We start from the raw sequence: 20,405 nt of genomic DNA on the forward strand, positions 1-20,405 counted from the left end.
CATGAAGCACGGCCTCGAATACTTCCACGCCGCCGCCGCAGGATGGAGCCTCAGAGATGTGTGCATGCACTAGGGCGTTCGCCGGGACGACGATGGAGTTTTTACTCCGCGCGCCCCGTGCCCTCATTGAGCCAGCACGCCACCTGATGCCGCGCGCCGGCGTCGGCCAGCACGGGACGCTCCACTTTGCAGCGGTCCATCACGTAGCGGCAGCGGGTGTGGAAGGCGCAGCCCGACGGCGGGTTGATCGGGCTTGGCACGTCGCCATCGATGACAGGCGCCAGCTTCTTCGCTTTGGGATTGGCGACCGGCACCGAGGCCAAAAGCGCCTGCGTATAGGGATGACGCGGGTTGGCGAACAACTCGGTCTTGTCGGCGATCTCGACGATGCGGCCGAGATACATCACCGCGACGCGGTGGCTGATATGGGCGACCACGGCGAGGTCATGGGCGATGAACAAATATGAAAAATTATTCTTGCGCTGCAGGTCGATCAAGAGATTGATCACCTGCGCCTGGATCGAGACGTCGAGCGCCGATACCGGTTCGTCGCACACGATCAGGCTAGGCCCGAGCGACAGCGCGCGGGCAATGCAGATGCGCTGCCGCTGTCCGCCGGAGAACTGATGCGGATAGTTCTTCATCTGGTCCGCCCGCAGGCCGACCTGGGCGAACAGTTCGGCGACCCGTTCCTGCTGCTTGGCGCCGGTGGCTAGGCCGTGGACGCCAAGCGGTTCGCCGACGATCTCGCCGGCGGTCATGCGCGGATTGAGCGAAGCGAACGGATCCTGGAACACGATCTGCATCGAGCGCCGATGCGGCCGCAGATCCGTCTTGCTGAGGTTGGTGATATCAGTGCCGTTCAGCTTGATGGCGCCGCTGGTCGGCTCCACCAGCCGCAGCACGCTGCGCGCCACCGTCGACTTGCCGCAGCCGGATTCTCCAACCAGCCCGAGCGTCTCGCCTTTACCCACCGAGAAGCTGACGCCGTCGACCGAATGCACGGTGCCGATGCGCCGGCGCAGGATGCCGCCGCGCACCGGGTAATGCTTGACGAGGTCGGTGACTTCCAAAAGGGGCGTTTCGTCGGTCATGGCGCGGCCACCATTTCCGCCGCGCGCCAGCAGGCCGCAAAATGATTGTCGCCGAAATCCAGTAGCGGCGGATATTCGGCGCGGCAGCGGTCGATCGCGAACGGACAGCGCGGCGCAAAGGCGCAGCCCGGCGGCAAATTGGTCAGCGACGGCACCATGCCGGGAATTTCGTTCAACCTGACATCCTCTTTCGCGCCAAGCGAAATCACCGCCGGCATCGAGGCCATCAGGCCGCGGGTGTAGGGATGCCGTGGATTCTCGAACAGCGCCTCGACGGTCGCCTCCTCGACCTTCTTGCCGGCATACATCACGATGACGCGCTGCGCGGTCTGCGCGACTACGCCGAGATCGTGGGTGATCAGGATCAGCCCGGTGCCGAGGGTCTTTTGCAGGTCGACGATCAGCGCCAGAATTTGCGCCTGGATCGTGACATCGAGCGCGGTGGTCGGCTCGTCCGCGATCAACAGCGCCGGGCGGCACGCCAGCGCCATCGCGATCATCGCGCGCTGGCGCATGCCGCCGGAAAGCTGGTGCGGATATTCATGCGCGCGGCGCTCCGGCTCGGGAATGCGGACGAGGCGCAGCATTTCGACGGCTTTCGCCCACGCTTCCTTCGCCGTCATGTCCTGGTGCAGGCGCACCACCTCGGTGATCTGGTCGCCGATCCGCATCACCGGATTGAGCGAGGTCATCGGCTCCTGGAAGATCATCGACATCCGGTTGCCGCGGATCTTGCGCATGTCCGCTTCGTCAATGCCGAGCAGGTCGGTGCCTTCGAGTGTCACCGAGCCGCCGACGATCCGGCCCGGCGGGTCCGGCACCAGCCGCATGATCGACAGCGCGCTGACGCTCTTGCCGCAGCCGGATTCGCCGACGATCGCCAGCGTCTCGCCGCGGCGGACGTGGAACGATACGTCATCGACCGCCCGGAACAGGCCTGAATTGGTGAAGAACACCGTCTGCAGGTTCTTCACATCGAGAACCGTCTCATCCGCCCGTGCCAGCGCCATCAGCCGCGCTGCCTCGGATCGAGAATGTCGCGCAGCGCGTCGCCGAACAAATTGGTGCCGAACACCGCAAGGCTGATCGCGACGCCGGGGAAGATCACCAGCCACGGCGCGGTGCGGACATATTCCGCCGCCGATTCGGACAGCATGCGGCCCCATGACGGATAGGGCTCGGGAATGCCGAGGCCAAGGAACGACAGCGAGGCCTCGGTGAGGATGGTGGAGCCGAGCTGCGCGGTCGCCAGCACGATCAGCGGCGCCAGTGTGTTCGGCAGCACGTGGCGAATCGCGATGCGCGTTTCGCTCATGCCGATCGACTTGGCGGCTTCGACGAACGGCAGTTCGCGCAGCGCCAGCGTGTTGGCGCGGATGACGCGGGCCACCGTCGGAATCAGCGGGATCGCGATCGCGATGATGACGTTCGGCAGCGACGGCCCCAGGGCCGCCGTCATGACCAGCGCCAGCACCAGCAGCGGCAGGGCCTGCAGGATGTCGGTCACACGCTGGAACAGCAAATCGACCCAGCCCGAGAGATAGCCGGAGACGAGGCCGACGATAACGCCGAGCGTCGAGCCCAGCAGCGTGGCGCCGATGCCGACGGCCAGTGAAATCCGGGCGCCATGGACGATCCGGCTCCAGACATCGCGGCCGAACGAATCGGTACCCAGCCAATGGACGGCGTCGGGCGCCGCCAGCCGGTGCGTGGAATCGACGCTGAGCGGGCTGAAGCGGCAGATCAAATCGGCCGATATCGCCACCCAGACGAACATCACCATGATGAAGAGGCCGATGGTGCCGAGCATGTAGCGTTGCGCGAGAAACGTCAGCCGGCGCCAGCCATGCGTCGAATGGGCGCCGGCGCGTTTCAGTTCGCTATCGTAATTGACCACGGCCAAACTCAGCTCTCCTAATCCCCATAGCGGATGCGCGGATCGATCGCGGCGTACAGCAGGTCGACGGTGAAGTTGGCGAAGACCACGACGACGGCGATCAGCATTACGAGGTTCTGCACGATCGGGTAGTCGCGCCAGCGCAGCGCCTCGACCAGGAAGCGGGCGATGCCCGGGATATTGAACACGGTTTCGGTGACGATCAGTCCGCCGATCAGGAAAGCGGCCTCGATGCCGATCACGGTGATGACGGGCAGGATGGCGTTTTTCAGCGCATGGCGATAATTGACCGAATTTTCCGAGGCGCCCTTGGCGCGCGCGGTGCGGATAAAATCCTGGCGCAGGATTTCCAGCATCGAGGAACGCGTGATGCGCATCGTCAGGGCGGCGCTGCGAAAGCCGACCGCCATCGCCGGAACGCAGTAGATGGCGATCGCTTCGGTCCAGGTTTTTGGGTTGGGGTTGAAGATCGGCATGGTTCCGAACATCGAAACCGACGCCATCAGGATCAGCAGTCCGAGCCAGAACGAGGGCAGCGACAGCCCGCTCAGGCTGACGATACGCAAGGCATAATCGAGCCTTGTGCCCTGGTGAACGGCGCTGATGACGCCGAGGGGAATGCCGATCGCTGCGGAGAACAGCAGCGCCAGCCCCGCCAGCCGCGCCGTGATCGGAATCCGCGGCAGGATCTCCTGCAGCGCCGGTTTTTCCGACACATAGGAATAGCCGAGATCGCCGTGCAGCAACCCGCCGATCCAGCGGAAATATTGCACCACGATCGGGTCGCTGAGACCGAGTTCCTTTTCAAGATTGGCCTTGTCGGCGGGATCGACGAATCCCGCCGCGTCGAACAGGATGTCGACGATATTGCCGGGGACGACGCGCAGCAGCACGAAGATGATGATCGAGATCCCGATCAGGGTCACGAACATCAAGGCGAGGCGTCGCACGATATAAGCAAACACCTGGCTATTCTCCCTGGCCGGCCGACGTAATGGCGGACGCTACTTGTCCATCCATACATCCTCGTAACGATAGCCGTTATAGGAGCTGTTCACCATGATGGTGATGCCCTTGACGTAGGGCTGCCAGCACGAACCCGAGCGGCCGTGGTAGATGATCGGGCGGGCGACGTCCTCCTGCAGCTTCTTGTCGATTTCCCAGACGATTTTCTTGCGCTTCGCGACGTCGGTTTCCTGGGACTGCTCGCTGAACAGCTTCTCGATGTCCTTGTTGCAGTAATTGGTGTAGTTGCGCTCCGAGCCGCAGGAATAGTTCTCGTAGAACGACTGGTCGGGATCGTCGACCGCATTGCCGGTCAGATTGAGGCCGAGCGCATAATCCTTGCGTGCGACTTTCGAGAACCAGTTCGCCGTCTCGACCACGTCAAGCTCGCCGTCGATATAGATGCTCTTGAGCTGATCGATCAGGATGATGGCGGGGTCGCGATAGATCGGAATGTTGCGCGTTGCGACCTTGACCGCGAGCCGCTTGTCCGGTCCAAAGCCCGCCTTCTGCATCAGCTTGCGCGCTTCTTCCCGGTTGGCGTTGATGTCGGGGCCGTAGCCCGGGATCGTCTCCAGCATCTCCTTCGGCATCGCCCACAACCCACCCGGGGCGGGAAGCATGGTGCCGCCGATATCCGCCTGTCCTTCGAACAGGATCGAGACGAACGCCTTGCGGTCGATCGCCAGCGCCATCGCGCGGCGGATATCCAGGCTGTCAAACGGCGGCGAGGACGAGTTGACGATGATGTTGGTCGAGACGTTGATCGGCTCGACGACGCACACGGCGTTCGGCGACTGCTTCTTGACGTCCTTGAGCAGCGGGATCGACACTTCGGTCGGGAACGTCATGTCGAACTGGCCGGAAATAAAGCCGAGAATGGCGGTCGACCGGTTGGTGATGATGGTGAATTCCATGCCGTCGAGATACGGCAGGCCCTTCTTCCAGTAATCCGGGTTGCGCGTCAGCTTGATCGATTCGTTGGCCTTGAACTCGACGAATTTGAACGGGCCGGTGCCGGTCGGCTTGGTGCGCATGTCGCCGGGCGAGACGTGGCAGGGATAGACCGGCGTATAGCCGGAGGCGAGCAGCGCCAGCAGCGCCGGCTGCGGCCGTTTCAGGTTGAACGACGCCTCGAAATCGCCTGACGTGGTGACGTCGACGACCTCGTCATACCAGGATTTTCGCGGGTTCTTGCGGAACTTCTGCTGCGACTTGCCCATCAGCATGTCGAAGGTGCATTTGACGTCGGCGGAGGTGAACGGCTTGCCGTCGTGCCATTTGACGCCCTGCCGCAGCTTGAAGGTGAGCTTCTTCTTGTCGCCGCTCCAGGCCCAGCTCTCCGCAAGATCAGGGACGATCGATTCCATGGAGTTCTGCGGGACGTCCTGCTTGTAGATCACGAGGTTGTTGAAGACCGGCATGAAGGGAATGTTGACCGAATAGGTCGCCTCCTCGTGGATCGAGGCGCTGGCCGGACTGTCGCGGTGATAGACCTTGAGGATGCCGCCCTGCTTGGGCTCGCCTGCCGATGCAACATGGTAGGCCGGCAGCAATAACAACGCCGCGACGGCAAGCGTTCGCACGCTCCGCATGGTGTCCCCTCCCGAGAATGTTCGGTCTCAAATGGCCGATTGCCGCCGACGATAGCATGACCATCCTGCCGGGCAACCGGCCAGAGCCGTGCGGAGGTTGGCAATTCGAACTACCGAAACTCCGTATGGCGGAACTGGCCTGCCTTTTGCGGCGATTTGCACGGAAATGGGTCAGCAATTGCCGCCGTCGTTGCGACGCACACAAGATGATCGCGCCATAATGCCTCACCCGAGCGTTCACGCCGTCACGTTCCGGCCTATTTCGCATCAACGCGGTCGCGTGTTTGTCAATCGGCGCCGCTCACACGATCCGCGAGGTCTTGTTGCCCCAATAGCGGTCGCGCAGCAGGCGCTTGTAGAGTTTGCCGGTGGGCAGCCGCGGCAGCTCCTTCTCGAAGTCGATCGAGCGCGGCACTTTTTGGCGCGACAGCGACTGGCTGCAGAACGCGATCAATTCCTCCGCGAGTTCAGGCCCCGGCGAAACGCCCGGCATCGGCTGCACCACCGCCTTCACTTCCTCGCCGAGATCCGGATTGGGCACGCCGAACACGGCGGCATCGGCGATCTTGGGATGGGTGATCAGCAAATTCTCGCACTCCTGCGGGTAGATGTTGACGCCGCCGGAGATGATCATGAAGGTCGCGCGGTCGGTGAGATAGAGATAGCCGTCATTGTCGACATAGCCGACATCGCCCACCGTGCTCATACTGCCGTCCGCCGTGCGCGCCTCCTGGGTCTTGGCCGGGTCGCCGAAATATTCGAACGGGGTGGCGGTCTTGAACCACACGGTGCCCGGCGTGCCGACGGGAACGGCCTGCATGTTCTCGTCGAGAATATGCAGATCGCCGAGCAGCACCCGGCCCACGGTGCCGCGATGGGCCAGCCACTCCTCGCTGTTGCAGGAGGTAAAGCCGAGCCCTTCGGTGGCGCCGTAATATTCGTGGATGATCGGCCCCCACCATTTGATGATGTCGTCCTTGACCGCCGCGGGGCAGGGCGCGGCGGCATGGATCGCGATCTCGAGCGACGACAGGTCGTATCGCGTACGCGCCTCCTCCGGCAGCTTGAGCATGCGCGAGAACATCGTCGGCACCAGCTGAGTGTGCGTGATGCCCCATTTCGGGATCAGCGAGAGATAATGTTCGGGATCGAACCGCTCCATGATGATGGCGGTGCCGCCCATCTTGATCGTGAGGTTGACGGCGGCCTGCGGCGCCGAGTGGTAGAGCGGCGCCGGTGACAGATAGATCATGCCCTCGCGGTACTGCCAGATCTTCACCAGGAAATCGAACAGCGGCAAATTCTGGTCGGCCGGCAGTTCCGGCAGCGGGCGCAGAATCCCCTTCGGCCGGCCGGTGGTGCCGGAGGAATACAGCATCGCGGTGCCGACGCATTCATCCGATATCGGGGTGTGCGGCATATCAGCCGTGACTGCCTGCAAACCGACGATGCGGTCGCTTTCGCCCTCGCCATCGGCGACGATGCAAAGCTCCACCTGCGGGCATTCCTGCAACGCCTCGCGCGCGACATCGAGTTTTTCCCGAGAGGTGATCAGGATGCGCGACTGGCTGTTGGTCAGGATGTAGGCGAGCTCGCTCGCGGTGAGGTAGGAGTTCACGCAGGTGTAATAGAGGCCGGAGCGTTCGCCGGCGCCGCAGGCTTCGAGATAGCGGCTGTTGTTCTCCATGAAGATCGAATAATGGTCGAGCCGCTTCAGGCCGCGGTTGCGAAACAGATGTGCCAGCCGGTTGGAGCGCGCGTCGAGTTCGCGATAGGTGACGGTCTCGCCGGTGCCGGCCATGATGAAGGCGGGCTGCAGGGGGCGAAGTCGAGCATGTTTGCCGGTGTACATTTACTTCCCGTCTCCCTAGGCAGCCAATTCGAGAATCTCGCGGACCTGTGCCGGCCCTTCAATCTTGCGGGGATTGCGCGGCACCCACGGCGTCGCCATCGCCTGCTTTGCGATGCGGTCGAAGTGCTCAGGCCCGACTTTGACTGCGCGCAGGCTGCGCGGCATGCCGAGGCCGCGAATGAATTTATCGAGCACCTCGCTGGCATCCTTGCCCGGATGTCCCATCGCGGCTGATACCAGCGCCTGGCGCTCGGCATTAACAGATAAGTTCCAGCGCATCACGGCGGGGAGCATCACACAGGAGGTATGGCCGTGCGGCACGCCGAATTCGGCGCCGAGCACATAGCCGATGCCGTGGCTGGCGCCCATCGGTACGCCCGCGGCCAGTGGCCCGGTCGAAAGCCAGGTCCCGATCTGGCAATCCATCCGCGCGTCGAGATCGCGGCCATCGGCCTTCACCCGAGGCAGCGCCTGCGCCAGCAGCGCAAGCCCCTTCAGCGCCTGGGCGTCGGCATAGGGATGCGCCTCGCGCGCGCAGATGCCCTCGACGCAATGGTCGACGGCGCGGATGCCCGTCGACAGCCACAGCCATTCCGGCGTGTGCAGGCCGATCGCGGGATCGAGGATCACGGCGCGCGGCATCACCAGCCGATGGCGCAGCGCTTCCTTGACCTTGGTCCGCTCGTTGGTAACGCCGGCGTTGGCGGTGAATTCGCCGCCGGCGATCGTCGTCGGCACGCTGATCTGCCGCACCGTCGGCGGGTTCATCGGCGGCGGCGCGCCGGCAACGGCTCTTATTTTGTCGATGCCTTCGACGGTCGTAATGTCATTGGCGAGGCAGAGCTGCACCGCCTTGGCGCCGTCGGTGATCGAGCCGCCGCCGATGGTGACGATGAGGTCGGCTTTGGCGACGCGAGCCTGTTCGGTCGCCGATATCACGGCCGCCCGCGGCGTATGGGCGGGCATCGCGTCGAACGTCGCGACGCAGCGCGGCCCCAGCATTTCGCGAATGTTCCTGATGACGTCGGTCTCGCGGTTGAGCGTGCCGCTGACCATCAGGAACGCTCTGACAGCACCGAGCCGGTCCATCTGCTCGACGATCACCTCGGACGCCGGCCGCCCGAATACGACCTCATCCATGGCGCCGAATACCACACGCCCTCTATGCACGCTTGTCCTCCCCGGACATTTTGGTTTTGTTGGCAGGGAGGTTAGCGGAGGAAATTCCGGCCGTCATGCACGAAGATGGTGCGGAGGTGGGCGGGTGCCGGCCACTCAACCCGTCGTCCCGGCAAAGGTCCCCCCATGCGTCGTCCCGGGCTTGACCCGGGACCCATACTCCGCGGCGGTTGTTGTTTGCAGAAGGTCTCTGACGCCGGCGATCTCACCGATGGGCCGCGGCGTATGGGTCCCGGCCTTCGCCGGGACGACACGCGGATATAGTTTCGCATTCTCGCGGCGCATTTGCGCCCGAGGTTTGCAGGTAATCTTCGCCCCCGAAAATCAGAGGGCGCAGGGAATGCCGGATGCGCGCTGCACCCGCGGTCTCGTGTGCGAATAGTGCAAACAAAGCTGCACACGAGCATACAGGGCAGCGGAGGCAATCCGACATTCCCTGCGCAATGGCTTTACGGCTTGCTTCGTGCTCTCCTCGGTCGGGCCGAGCTCGTTGTCACCGTCGCCGGCGGGACACTTCCCGCCAACTTGACGCCAGCATCGGGGCGTCGGGACCACACGACTTCACCGTACGCCTTTGCTGCGCGCGTCAAGCGCAACATCGGCGTCCACCGCTACCCGTCCCTCGTTGTGACGATGGCCAACGCCCCTCTGAGTGGGACGGGATGGGCAAATATGTGCAGGTGATTTGGGGTCGGAGGAAAGGGAAATATTTTTGATTTTCGGAAATTTAGGGCTTGACATGACTTCCGAAAATCGGAATTGAGTTGCCCCGGCTTCCGCCTTCGCTCGTTGAGCTACGGCGGACAGGTCGCCAAGGCTACGCCGGGCGCGGCCGTCGGGCTACTATGTCGCACCCAGCCGTCATTGCGAGCCACCGGGTCGCGCGAATGCGCGCCCGATGACAGGCTCCGCGAAGCAATCCACGCCTCGGCCTGGCGCAATATGGATTGCTTCGCTGCGCTCGCGATGACGGGGAGAGGGTGGCGTCTAGATTGAGCTGTCATTCCGGGATGGTCCGAAGGACCAGACCTCAGGTGCGCAATTGCGCACCGGGGAATCTCGAGATTCCGGGCTCGCGCTGCGCGCGCCCGGAATGACGCTTTACCCACGCACAAAAATCCGGGCGCGTCGTGCCGCGATATGTTAGAGGCTTGGCACAACCGAAGGGGATAGTTGATGGCTTCATCGCCGGACCTTGCGACGCTCAAGCTCGACGACTTCGCAACCCAACTCGATGCTGACTTCGAGATGCAGACATCTGATGGTGTGCTGCCGCTGAAGCTGGTGAAGGCCGATCCGGCGGGCGCGAGCGGGAGGGAAGGCGCGGCGTTCTCGCTGCTGTTCGCAGCACCCGCCGGCACATCGCTGCCGCAGGGGATCTATCCGGTGACGCATCCTGCGCTTGGGGTGATGGAAATATTTCTGGTGCCGATCGGTCCGCTGCAAGGCGGCAGCGGTTATCAGGCGATATTTGCGTGAGGGGGGATTCGTAGGGTGGGCAAAGCGTAAGCGTGCCCACCATTGGTAAATAATGATTGCGATCTAGATGGTGGGCACGGCGCAAGCGCGCCTTTGCCCACCCTACGCTCGTCACGTCGCCCCCGCTCTCCACCGCATCAAATCGTAGACGCCCTTGTCCTCCTCGGTGACAAAGCCGAGACGCCGGTAAAGCCGCATCGCCGGATTGAACTTCTCGACATGGATCGACACGTCCTTTCCGGCGGCGGCGGCCTCGTCCAGCAGGTCGCGCAGCAGGGCTTCGCCAAGCCCTTTGCCGCGATGTTCGGGGAGGAACGCTATGTCGATGATGCAATGCTGGCTCGACCAGCGTTCGATGTAGAGACGGCCGATGTCTTCACCGGCTCGCATCGCCACCAGCCGGTCGGCTTCGGGATGCTGACTCTGGTAATGCGTGTGCTGCGCGCGGAACTGCATGTCGAGGAACGTCGCCTTTTCGGCCTCGCTCCACGGAAAAGCCGCGAGTTCGCTGGTGCGGGTCGAGACATACAGCCGGGCGAGGAACGCCAGATCGGTGTCGACGATGCGGCGAAAGCCGAGACCTGCGCCGGCTGCGCGCAACCAGCCGAACGAAACCGGCGAGATGTCGGCGGCCCGCAGGTTCATCCGCGCGGCGGGAAAACGCCCTGCAAGGCGATGATGTAGGTCAGCGTCAGATACGGCTGCATGTTGTTATGAGGATGCGAGCTGCCGGTAAGCGCCAGTGTCTGCGCGTTCATCTGGACGAGATTGGCGATGTTGGACTGATAGATGGTGCCCGCCTTGGATCGCGAGAGGAATTCGGTAGGTGTGGGCTCCTTGAGCGTGGCGTTCTCGGTCGAGCCCTGGATAAAATGGTTGTGGAGCGGCAAGTTCCCCTGCAACAGGGTTACCGTCTGGCCGCCGCCGGGTTCGCCGAGATAGCGATCGCTCAGTCCCGTCCCTTGTCCCTGGCTGATGGCGCCTGAGCCCATCAGGTTGGGGAGCGCAAAAGTCGATTTTCCGTCGCCGCCGTAATAGGTCCCGAGTATGGAAAACAAGGCCGTGTTCTGCGAGATCGGCATGAGCTGGCCGTTGCACAACGCCCATCCTGTCGGCGCAAAGTCGCCGCCGAATATCCTGATCTCCGCAACGAACGGGTCTGACATGGATGGCCTCTAACTTTGCGTCGGAAAAATGCCGTACAGCGAAATGATGTAGCTGACGGTCAGGAAAGGCATCATGTTGTCGTGTGGATGGTTGGAGCCGATGCCTTGGACGGCGGTGGCGACCAATTGAGGGCCCGCCACATCGATCACGAAGGGGCTGATGGTTGGCGAGGTCGCCAGCACATTGCCGCTCGGGCTCGGGTTCGTCGCGATCGCGGTCGAGGCCATGAACGCATGATTGTGGATCGGAATCTGCTGGGTAGTCAGCGTAACCGTTTCGACGCCGCCAGTTTCGCCGATGGTGTAGGATTGCACGATACCGGGTCCCTGTCCCTGATGGATCGGCAGGCGGCCCCGCAAATCGGGCAGGGCGAAAGTAGACTGGCCGTCTCCGCCATAGGTCGTGCCGATCAGGGTGAAGAGTGCGTCGTTCTCCGAGATCGCAATCAGGGATCCGTCGCAGAACGCCCAGCCGACTGGTGCAAAGTTGCCGCCGAACATTCGAATTTCGCCGATATAGGGATTGCTCATGGAAAATCTCTAGTTTCGCGACGGGTAGATGCCCGTCAGGGAAATGATGAAATTGACCACGAGAAATGGCTGCCGGTTCTCGTGAGCCTGGCCACCGCCGACGTTCGATACGGTCTCGGGACGCAATGTCGTTGGAGAGGTGAGACCCCCATAGGGAATGCCAACCTCACGTGCGAGGATGTTGCCCTGCACCGTGTTCACGTTGCCCTGCGTGTCGGATGCGAGCAGTCCATGATTATGTGCGGCCATTTCGCCGGTAACCAGCGTGTGAAACTCCTCGCCGCCTTTCTGGCCGATGACGAAGCCCGGGGCCTGATGAAGCCCGGTTCGCCCGCGCAGATCGGGGAGCGCGAAGGTGGTCCGTCCATCGCCGCCATAGAATGTCTGGAGTATCGAAAACAACGCCTGATTCTGATTGATCGGCAGAAGCTGCCCGTTGCAGAACGCCCAGTTCTTCGGCGCAAAATTCCAGGAAATAAGCTTGATTTCACCCAGGTATGGTTGACCCACGCTCTCTCCCCATGCTTTCAGCCAATCTACTTAAGGTGTTAACTCATCTTATCTTCGCCGTCGAGATGAATCTGCGGCGACGCGCGCGAGAGGGGCGCGGCCATTCATCGGTAATGGATGGCGCCGCATCAGGGAGATCCGGAGCACGCCATTGCGGCGTCAACGGGCACACGCCGTTTGCTGGTTCTAGACCAGCAAGCCGACATGGAGCTGGGTGAGATGAACGCCCGAATGGCTGTCGATCAGAACGTTCAGGGCGTCGCCGGAATGCGCGCCGTCGATCTGCGCGACGCTCACCCAGTTCGCCGCTGCCGGCGGGCCGTAGGGGTCGTTCGCGTTCACCTGCAGCGTCGCGAACTGGCCGCTGCCATCCTCGACCGCGCGCACGATCATCCCGTCGCTGAAACCGGTCGCGTGGAATTGCGAGGTCAGCGCGGAAAAGTCGAACCGGTCGCCTTCGGCGTAGCTGTAATCGCCGACATGCGTGACCGGCGGAGGCGCCGCCGCGTGGACGTCGACATGCGCGAACACGAAATTGTCCGCGCCGCCGCCGCCGAACAGGAAGCCGCCGCCCGTGCCGGCGTCGATGGTGTCGTTGCCGGCATTTGCGGCAGGTCCCATTGACACGGTGGGTGTCACCGGTCCGAGCGAGATCGTCGGCGTCAAGGTCGTGGTCGGGGCCAGCGCGACGTCGATCGTGTCGGGCAACCTGCGTTCGCCGGTATCGAGAACGACATTCATGAGGCCGGCGATGTCCGAATGCTCCAGGCCGATCACGTGACCGAGTTCATGCTCGATCACCGTCAGCAGATCGATACGACCGGCGGCGCTTCCGCTGGTTGCCGTCAGCAGGTTCGGCGCAGTCACGGTATCGAATTCGCTGTTATTGGCCGGCGTCGGATCGACGAACCAGCCCCAGCCTGCGCCGTTGCTGTCGATCGTGATTCCATGCTCGTCGCTGTTGGCTAGGAAACCGGAATTCGGCAGGTCCGCGATGCGGATCTGGGCATTCTGCATTTGCTCGATCTGCGCGGCTGACGCGCCGGCAGCGGCCCATTGCGCAATCGCAACCGCGAGCAGCGGCGCCAGCGCGTCCATCGTGAGGACGTCCGAACTGCCCGGGCCCTGGCCGTTCAACGCCATTTGCGGCGTCGGCGGCGGCGACGGCGGGGCGGGCTGGCTGAAGAACACGTTGGTGTCGACCCGCATCGTGTTGCCGGGTGCGCCGCTTGCGGTCAGGCCGTTGGCCGCAGCCAGCGCCGCGGCGCTGGCCTGGGTGACGTTGACGTGATCGGACCCTCCGGGCGCGCCGCCGACGCGCGCGGTGGTGTTGGCGCCGCTGGCGTTGGCGTTGGAGAACGTGTTGCCGCTGATATTCGCGTTGATCACGCTGAGGCCGGCGGTGTTGAAATTATTCACGAAGAGTCCGCGGTCATCGATGATGTCGCGGATGGTGTTGCCGGTCAGGGTGAGATTGAAGGTGCTCGCCGAGTTCTGGGCACCGACGCCGACTTGGGCGTTGATGCCCTCGAACCCCAGGCCGCCGCCGCCGACGCTCTGAATGATGTTGTTGGTGACGCTCAGCGTCATGGTGCCGCTGGCGGCCTCGTCGTGGAGGTCGAGGCCGTTGCCGATCTGCGCGCCGGAACCCGCTTCGCCCTGGGTGCCGACCGTGTTGTTGCGCAGGAAGCCGGTGACGGTGCCGGTACCGAAATGGTTGACGGCAATGCCGACCGCGCGATTGTGCGTAACGAGGTTGTTGTTGACGTCGAAATTGATATTGCCGGCGAGCGCGCTGCTGAGGGTGATGCCGGAATTGTTGGTGTCGAAGGTGTTGAGGCCGCCGGCGGTGCCGTCGCCGAGGTGAACGTTGAGCGTGCCGTCGTTGGACGAGCCCTGGAAGCCGGTCGCGGTGAAGGTCGCCGGCGAGGAGAGATTGCCGCTGAACGTATTGTGCGTGGCATGCACCGTCGCGGTCGGCGTTCCCGCGACACCGCCGGTGGCGAGGTTGATCACGAACTCGCTGCCGGCCACCGTCGAGGCGCCGTTGTTGGAGAACGTGCTGTCGGTCACCACCAGGTCGGTCAGCGTGCCGCCGGTGTTCTCGATGAAGACGTTGTGGACATAGGAATTGGTGACGTTGAGGTCGTCGAAGGTGGTGGCGTGGCTGGCGTTACCGGTCAGTTCGAACAGATAGATATTGCCCTCGCCATTGCCCGCGGTGGAGTCGCCGCTGCCGGAGATGTTGAGGTTGCTCAACACCAGGCCGTTGATTGTGTTGCCGTTGATGCCGTTACCGTCGGCGCCGGTGATGTTCATATTGCGCAGGGTGACGTCCTGCGTATTGGTCAGGCTGATGGCGTGGCCGGTGGTGTTCTGGATGGTGCCGCCGGTGCCGTCCGTCGTGCCGGTGCCGGTGACGACCAGATGTCCGCTGCTGCCGGTGGTGTTGAGTACGATGCCATTGACCGCGCCGTTGGACGAGACGTCCTGGAAGGTGACGTTGCTTGCGCCGATCGTGGTGCTGGTGATGTTGAGCGCGGTGCCGGTGCTGCTGTTGATGTGATTGCCTGATCCGGTGACGTTGACGGTGGCATTGGTGGTGGCGTTGGCAACGAAACCTTGCCCGCCGGTCGTGTCGATGGTGAGATTGCCGCCGGTGAAGTTGACGTTGGCGGCGCTGGTGCCGGCGAAATTGACGCCGGTGCCGGATGTGGTGTCGATGTTGACGGTGCCGGAGAAGGCAACGGTGGTGCCGCCGGTCTGGTCGGTGATGTTGATGGCGTTCGACGTTCCGGTATTGAGGTTGAGATTCGCGCCGGAGAAGGTGAAATTGCTGGAATTGTCGTCGAGGACGATGCCGGCTCCCGAGGAGCCGTTGTGGGTCAGGTTGCCGGTGAGCGTAACAGCCCCGGTCGCGTGGTCCTGAATATTGACGACGGACGCTGCGTTCGACGCGGTGATCGAGCCGCCATAGCTGATAACAGCCGTGCCGCCGGTGCTGGCGCCGCCGGCGCCGTTGCCGACCATGAACCCCGCGGTGGTCGCTCCGGAGATGGTGCCGCCGGTGGCGGAGAAGCTACCGGACAGCAGGCCGGTGCCGGCGGCCGCGGTGCCCGCGAGCTGGATGCCGTGGGTGCCGCCCGATGAGCTGACGGTCCCGAGCTGCACATCGAGCGTGCCGCCCTGGTCGATATCGACCGCCTGGCCGGCGCCCGAGATATCCATGTTCCTGATGACGAGGGTGCCGACGTCGTTGTTGCCGTCGTCGATGCCGCTGGTTCCCGAAGCGGTCGTGATGTTGAGGTTGCGGATCGTGTTGTTGGAGGCGAGGTCGATGCCCTGGTCGCCGCCGATCACGTCGATGGTCGGCCGTGTGCCGGCGTTCGGAATGTTGACCACATTGCCGTTAACCGGGTTGGTGAAGCTGAGCGTTTCGCCGGCGCCCCAGACCTGCTGGCCGTTCTGCAGATCGAGGCCCTCGCCGGTATAGGTTCCGGTGCCGGTCCGAACCACGATGTAATCGTTGGCGCCGGGACCCACGGAATTGTTGAAGTCGGCGACGCTGCGGAACGGATCGGCTGATGTGCCGGTGCCGCCGGCGCCGTTGGCCGCGAAGTTGGTGTTGTCGATGAACCAGACCTGCGGCACGACGCCGATGTGAACGACGTCGGTGTCGGTCAGCGGACCGCCGAGCCCGCTATTGCCGCCGTCATTGGTCACGACGGTGAGGTTGGCCTGGCCGGCGAAGCCGTCGGTGCTGTGGAAGGTGACGTTGTTGGCCAGCGTGGCGTTGATATCGGCCGCCGTGCCGGACAGCGTCAGCGTCGCGGTGCCGTTGGCGCCGCTGCTGATGGTGGCGCCGCCCGCCAGGGTGACGGCGACGGTGCCGTTGGTGACCGAGAGCTGGGTGGTGACCAGGCCCGAGCCGGCATCGACGTCGGCGATCGAGATGCCTGATATCGCGGTGTCGGTATTGGAGAACGCGGTCGGCACCGCGTTGTCGGCGGGAATGGTGTTGACCGGCGCGTCGTCCTGGCCGACCACGTTCAGCGTGGCGGTCGCGGTCACGCTGGCGTCGTTGCCGTCGGTGACCTGGATGTCGAAATGCCGGGCGCCCGGCGCCGGGTTCTCGCTCGAATTATTGTACTGCACCGCCTGGATGGCGGCCTCATAGGCGGCGACCGTGGCGGTGCCGCTGAAGGTGATCACGTTGCCGGAGACGGAATAGCTGACGCCGCCGATCGAGCCGCTGGTGTTGCCCGAGACGGTCAGCACATCCTGCCCGCCGACGAAATCGGTGACGGTGACGGTGGCGCCGGTCAGGTTGGCGCTGTCGAGGTCATTGAGGTCGAGGTTCGGCAAGGCGAAGACCGTGGTCGACGGCGGGCCGGCGCCTTCGCTGAAGGTCGCTGTGGTGGCCGTGTTGTCGATGCCGCCGCCGGCGACGAGGTCGATCACCGGCGCGTCGTAGACGGGGGTCACGGCAACCGACGATGCGATGCCGAATGCTGCGGTATTGTCGTTGGCGCCGCCGGTCGGGCCGGTGTCGCTCAGCGAGGTGAGGGTGACCACGCGGGTGGCCGCACCCGGATCTTCGCTGATATTGCCGTAGGCGAGACCATCGACGATGGACTGCATGATCGCGGCGGAGACGCCGCCGGCCTTCGAGATCGTGACCGTCGCGGTGCCGCCGGCGAGCACCACCGAGGCGGTCATGCCGTTGGTTGCGGTGATTTCCGAATTGCCATTGTTGAGTTCGACGATGGTGCCGTCGATGGTCAGGCTGTCGGTGGCGCCTGCGACGTTGCTGACGTTGACGACGAGGCTGTTGAGGTTCTGACCGGCCTCGATCGCCGAGGCGACCACGGGCGTCGAGAACAGGTCGACCGCGGCGCCGTTTTCGGTGAAGCCGGGGTTGAGCCCTGATGTCGTCAGGCTCGGCTCGTCGTTGACCGGCGTGATGGCCAGCGTCTTGGTCGCGAGGTTGCTGTCGACGACGGTATCATTGACCTTGAATTCGATGGTCTTGCTGACACCGGGATCGTCGCTGGTGCTGCTGAAGGTGATCGAGCGCAGCGCCGCCTGATAGTCGGCGACCGTGGCGGTGCCGCTCAGCGCGAGCACGCCGGTGCCGGCGGTGTAGACGCCGGTAATGCCGTTCTGATCGACGAAATTGAGCGAGTCGCCGGCCTGGAAGTTGGCGGAGACCCGGACCTGGGCGGATACGATCTGGCTGTCGGGGTCGGTGACGGTGAGCGCCCCATCGATGGTGACGGCGGCCGCGTTCTCGACATAGGCGGTGGAGCCGCCGGTGGGCGTGATCACCGGCGCGTCGTTGACCGCCGGGACGTTGATGGTCGCGGTTGCCGCGGCGCTATCGACGGAGCCGTCATTGACGGTGTAGCTCAACGTGCGCTGTACGGTCGTGGGATTGTCGCTGGTGTTTTGGTAGGTGACCGACTCCAGCGCCAGTTCGTAATTGGCTTGCGTATCGGTCCCCGACAAGGTCAGCACGCCGGTTACGGGATTATAGGAGCCGGTGATGGCGCCGACGGGCGTGAAGTTCAACACATCCTGGGTGTTGTCGAACCCGCCTGATATCGCGACCCTGGCGCCGGTCATGTTGGCGTTGTCGGGATCGGTGATGGTGATGGTCGGATCGACCACGCTGGTCGCGTTCTCGGTGTAGTTGAGCGTATCGCCGGCGGTGACGATCGGCGCGACGTTCTGCGTGATCGTAAAATTGTTGGGCGATTGATCGGTGTCGACGCCGCTGTTGGCTAGCCCGCCATTGTCCTGCACCTGGAAGGTGAAGGTGGCGACGTTGTTTCCAACCGGGGTGAACACCAGGCCGCCGATGTCGGCGACCGCGATCGACTGACCGGCTGTGACTGCCACGCCATTCAGATCGAGTGTCCCCGTGCCCGCGGCGGGAATCGTCGTGATGATGACGGCCTGGAGGGCATTGGCGCCGCCCGCATTCGCGGCATCGACCGGGTCGGTGAAGCCGAAATCCGCCGCGGCAAAGGTGTGGGCCCCGATGGAGCTGATCGTCTTGTCGGTTCCAGCAGGCGCATCGTTCACGGATGTGACGTCGATCGTGATGGTGTTGGCCGACTGGTCGAGATCGACGCCGCTATTGGCGGTGCCGCCATTGTCCTGGACCTGGAAGGTGAAGGTGGCTAACGGAGATCCATTGCTGTTCAGGACAGGTGTAAACACCAGGAAACCGGCGGCGATGGCGGCGACCGACACGGAGTCGCCCGCATTCACCGTAACGCCGTTGTTGGTCAGCGTGCCGGCGCCGGCACCCGGCACGGTCGTCATCGTGACGGCCAGCAGCGCATTCGGGGCGGCACTGTCGCTGGGATCGCTGAATCCAAAGTCTGCGACGCTGAAGACATAGGGGTTGTCTTCGGCGATCGACACCGCCTTGTCGGTGCCCGCCGGCGCCTCGTTGACGTTGCCGACCCCGATCGAAAAATTCTGCGTGCTGCTGAGCGCGCCTGAGGTCGCCTGCACCGTGATGCCATAGGCATTGCCGGGCGCGGTCTCGAAATCGATCGCGGCGCCGTTGGCGACCGTGACGATGCCGGTATTGGCGTCGATGGCAAACCTGCCGCCCGCGCTGTCGGTCAGCGAGAAGGTTGTCGCCGGGCCGTTGGGATCGAAGGATGCGGCCGTGATGCCGACGGCGGTGCCGTTCGCGACACCCTCCAGCACCGTATCGGCTGCGCCGTTGGTGTCGTTGGGCGTCGCAGGCGCGACATCCGTCACGCCGATCGTGAAGCTCTGCGTCGTGGTGGATACGCCATTGGCCGCCTGCACGGTGACGCTATAGCTGCCGCCCGAGGTCTCGAAATCGACCTTGGTCGCATCGGCGATCGTTACGACGCCGGTCGTGGCGTTGATGGTGAATCCGCCGGCGGACGTGTCGCCGATCAGCGAATAGGTCGTCGCCGGTCCGTTCGGATCGGCGGCGATCGCGGTGAGGCCGACGGTCGAACCGTTGGCGGCGCCCTCTGCGACGCTGTTGGCGGCGCCGTTACCGTCGACCGGCGTCGCCAGCGCAACGTCGGTCACGTTGATGGCAAAATTCTGCGAACTCGACAGCGTGCCGTCGCTGGCGACCGCGGTGATGTTGAGCGTATGGCCGGGCGCGGTGCTTTCGAAATCGATCTTGCTGGGATCGGCGACCGACACCACACCTGTGGCCGCATCGATCTTGAAGGCGCCGTTGGCGCTGTTGCTCAGGCTGTAGGTGACGCCGGGTCCGTTGACGTCGGTGGAGGAGGCGGTGATGCCGACCAGCGTGTTGGCGGCGGCGCCTTCCGCCACGGTGTTGGCGCCGGCATTGCTGTCGACCGGCGTCGAGGGCGCAATGTCTGTCACGTTGATGGTGAAGCTCTGCGACGAGGTGGAGAAGCCGTCGAACGAATTCACCGTGATGGTGTAGGCGTGGCCCGCTGCGGTCTCGAAGTTGATCTTGGCGGGATCGGCGACCGTCACCACGCCGGTGGCCGCGTCGATCTTGAAGCCGCCGCCGGAACTGTCCGACGCCAGCGTGTAGGTAATGGTTTGGCCTTCGGCGTCCGTCGAGCGCGCGGTCACGCCGACCAGCGTATTGACGGCGGCGCCTTCGACGACATTGTTGGCCGCGGCGGTGACGTCGGTCGCGGTCGATGGCGGCGTGTTGGCTGTCGGCGGCGCCGGACCGGGGCCAACCATAATGACGGGGCCACCGGGAGGCGTGCCGGGGCCGGGCGGCGGCGGCGGAGGCGGCGGGTTTACGACGGGAGGCGTACCGCCGGTCACCGGCGGCGGCATCGAACCGGGGGGCAAATCGTTCGCCATTATTCGTACTCCCAACGCAAGTTTCTTGTCCGCGTCACGCAGCCAATCGCGCGGCTAGCGCGATGCGTGAACACGTCGAATGTTTTGATGGATGGTGTGGGCGATGTTGCAGCAGCCCGGTCCGCCCGTTGAACGGAGGACTGCAAAGGCTATTCGGGGGGACTTATTACCAGCGACAGAAATCTCGCTCGTCACTCCGAAACGCCTCTCACTCACGCCGCAACGAAAAGGGAAAAATCA

General features: G+C 63.8%; 13 protein-coding genes. 1 reads left to right on the plus strand and 12 read right to left on the minus strand.

Features of this window, described 5'->3' with window-relative positions:
- Positions 1-101: 101 nt before the first annotated feature.
- From JQ567_RS09160 to JQ567_RS09190, 7 genes are all read right to left on the minus strand, one after another.
- Complete coding sequence (locus tag JQ567_RS09160) at positions 102-1,094, minus strand: ABC transporter ATP-binding protein (protein WP_212438518.1); 993 nt, start codon at positions 1,092-1,094, stop codon at positions 102-104.
- Positions 1,091-2,104 carry an ABC transporter ATP-binding protein gene (locus JQ567_RS09165; RefSeq protein ID WP_212438519.1) on the minus strand — a complete coding sequence of 338 codons (1,014 nt, stop codon included), beginning with the start codon at positions 2,102-2,104 and terminating at the stop codon, positions 1,091-1,093. The genes JQ567_RS09160 and JQ567_RS09165 overlap by 4 nt, the downstream gene beginning before the upstream one ends.
- Positions 2,104-2,997: an ABC transporter permease gene (locus JQ567_RS09170; RefSeq protein WP_192735580.1), complete on the minus strand. Its 894-nt coding sequence runs from the start codon at positions 2,995-2,997 to the stop codon at positions 2,104-2,106. Before JQ567_RS09170 ends, JQ567_RS09165 begins: the two co-directional genes overlap by 1 nt.
- 11 nt (positions 2,998-3,008) lie before the next feature.
- Positions 3,009-3,956, minus strand: a complete 948-nt coding sequence (locus JQ567_RS09175) for an ABC transporter permease (RefSeq protein WP_212033553.1) — start codon at positions 3,954-3,956, stop codon at positions 3,009-3,011.
- 39 nt (positions 3,957-3,995) lie between these two features.
- On the minus strand, positions 3,996-5,591 hold the full coding sequence (locus tag JQ567_RS09180) for an ABC transporter substrate-binding protein (RefSeq protein ID WP_212438520.1): 1,596 nt from the start codon (positions 5,589-5,591) through the stop codon (positions 3,996-3,998).
- Between the two features lie 301 nt (positions 5,592-5,892).
- Positions 5,893-7,443, minus strand: coding sequence for an AMP-binding protein (locus tag JQ567_RS09185; RefSeq protein WP_212438521.1), 1,551 nt, complete (start codon positions 7,441-7,443; stop codon positions 5,893-5,895).
- Positions 7,444-7,458: 15 nt separating this feature from the next.
- Positions 7,459-8,613 carry an iron-containing alcohol dehydrogenase gene (locus tag JQ567_RS09190; RefSeq protein WP_212438522.1) on the minus strand — a complete coding sequence of 385 codons (1,155 nt, stop codon included), beginning with the start codon at positions 8,611-8,613 and terminating at the stop codon, positions 7,459-7,461.
- 1,185 nt (positions 8,614-9,798) lie between these two features.
- Here JQ567_RS09190 and JQ567_RS09195 point away from each other — a divergent pair.
- Positions 9,799-10,101, plus strand: coding sequence for a DUF6916 family protein (locus JQ567_RS09195; RefSeq protein ID WP_212438523.1), 303 nt, complete (start codon positions 9,799-9,801; stop codon positions 10,099-10,101).
- Between the two features lie 111 nt (positions 10,102-10,212).
- Here the strand turns inward: JQ567_RS09195 and JQ567_RS09200 are convergent, their stop codons facing one another.
- The 5 genes from JQ567_RS09200 to JQ567_RS38620 form a co-directional block, all read right to left on the minus strand.
- Entirely contained in the window at positions 10,213-10,746 is a 534-nt protein-coding gene (locus tag JQ567_RS09200) for a GNAT family N-acetyltransferase (RefSeq protein WP_212438524.1), read from the minus strand.
- Complete coding sequence (locus JQ567_RS09205) at positions 10,743-11,267, minus strand: phage tail protein (RefSeq protein WP_212000834.1); 525 nt, start codon at positions 11,265-11,267, stop codon at positions 10,743-10,745. Before JQ567_RS09205 ends, JQ567_RS09200 begins: the two co-directional genes overlap by 4 nt.
- A 9-nt stretch (positions 11,268-11,276) precedes the next feature.
- Positions 11,277-11,798, minus strand: a complete 522-nt coding sequence (locus tag JQ567_RS09210; protein WP_192735572.1) for a phage tail protein — start codon at positions 11,796-11,798, stop codon at positions 11,277-11,279.
- Positions 11,799-11,807: 9 nt separating this feature from the next.
- Positions 11,808-12,308: a tail fiber protein gene (locus JQ567_RS09215; protein WP_212438525.1), complete on the minus strand. Its 501-nt coding sequence runs from the start codon at positions 12,306-12,308 to the stop codon at positions 11,808-11,810.
- A 186-nt stretch (positions 12,309-12,494) separates the two neighbouring features.
- Positions 12,495-20,165 carry a cadherin domain-containing protein gene (locus JQ567_RS38620; protein ID WP_212438526.1) on the minus strand — a complete coding sequence of 2,557 codons (7,671 nt, stop codon included), beginning with the start codon at positions 20,163-20,165 and terminating at the stop codon, positions 12,495-12,497.
- Positions 20,166-20,405 lie beyond the last annotated feature (240 nt).

The organism is Bradyrhizobium sp. AUGA SZCCT0431, assembly GCF_018131065.1.
Classification (GTDB): Bacteria; Pseudomonadota; Alphaproteobacteria; order Rhizobiales; family Xanthobacteraceae; genus Bradyrhizobium.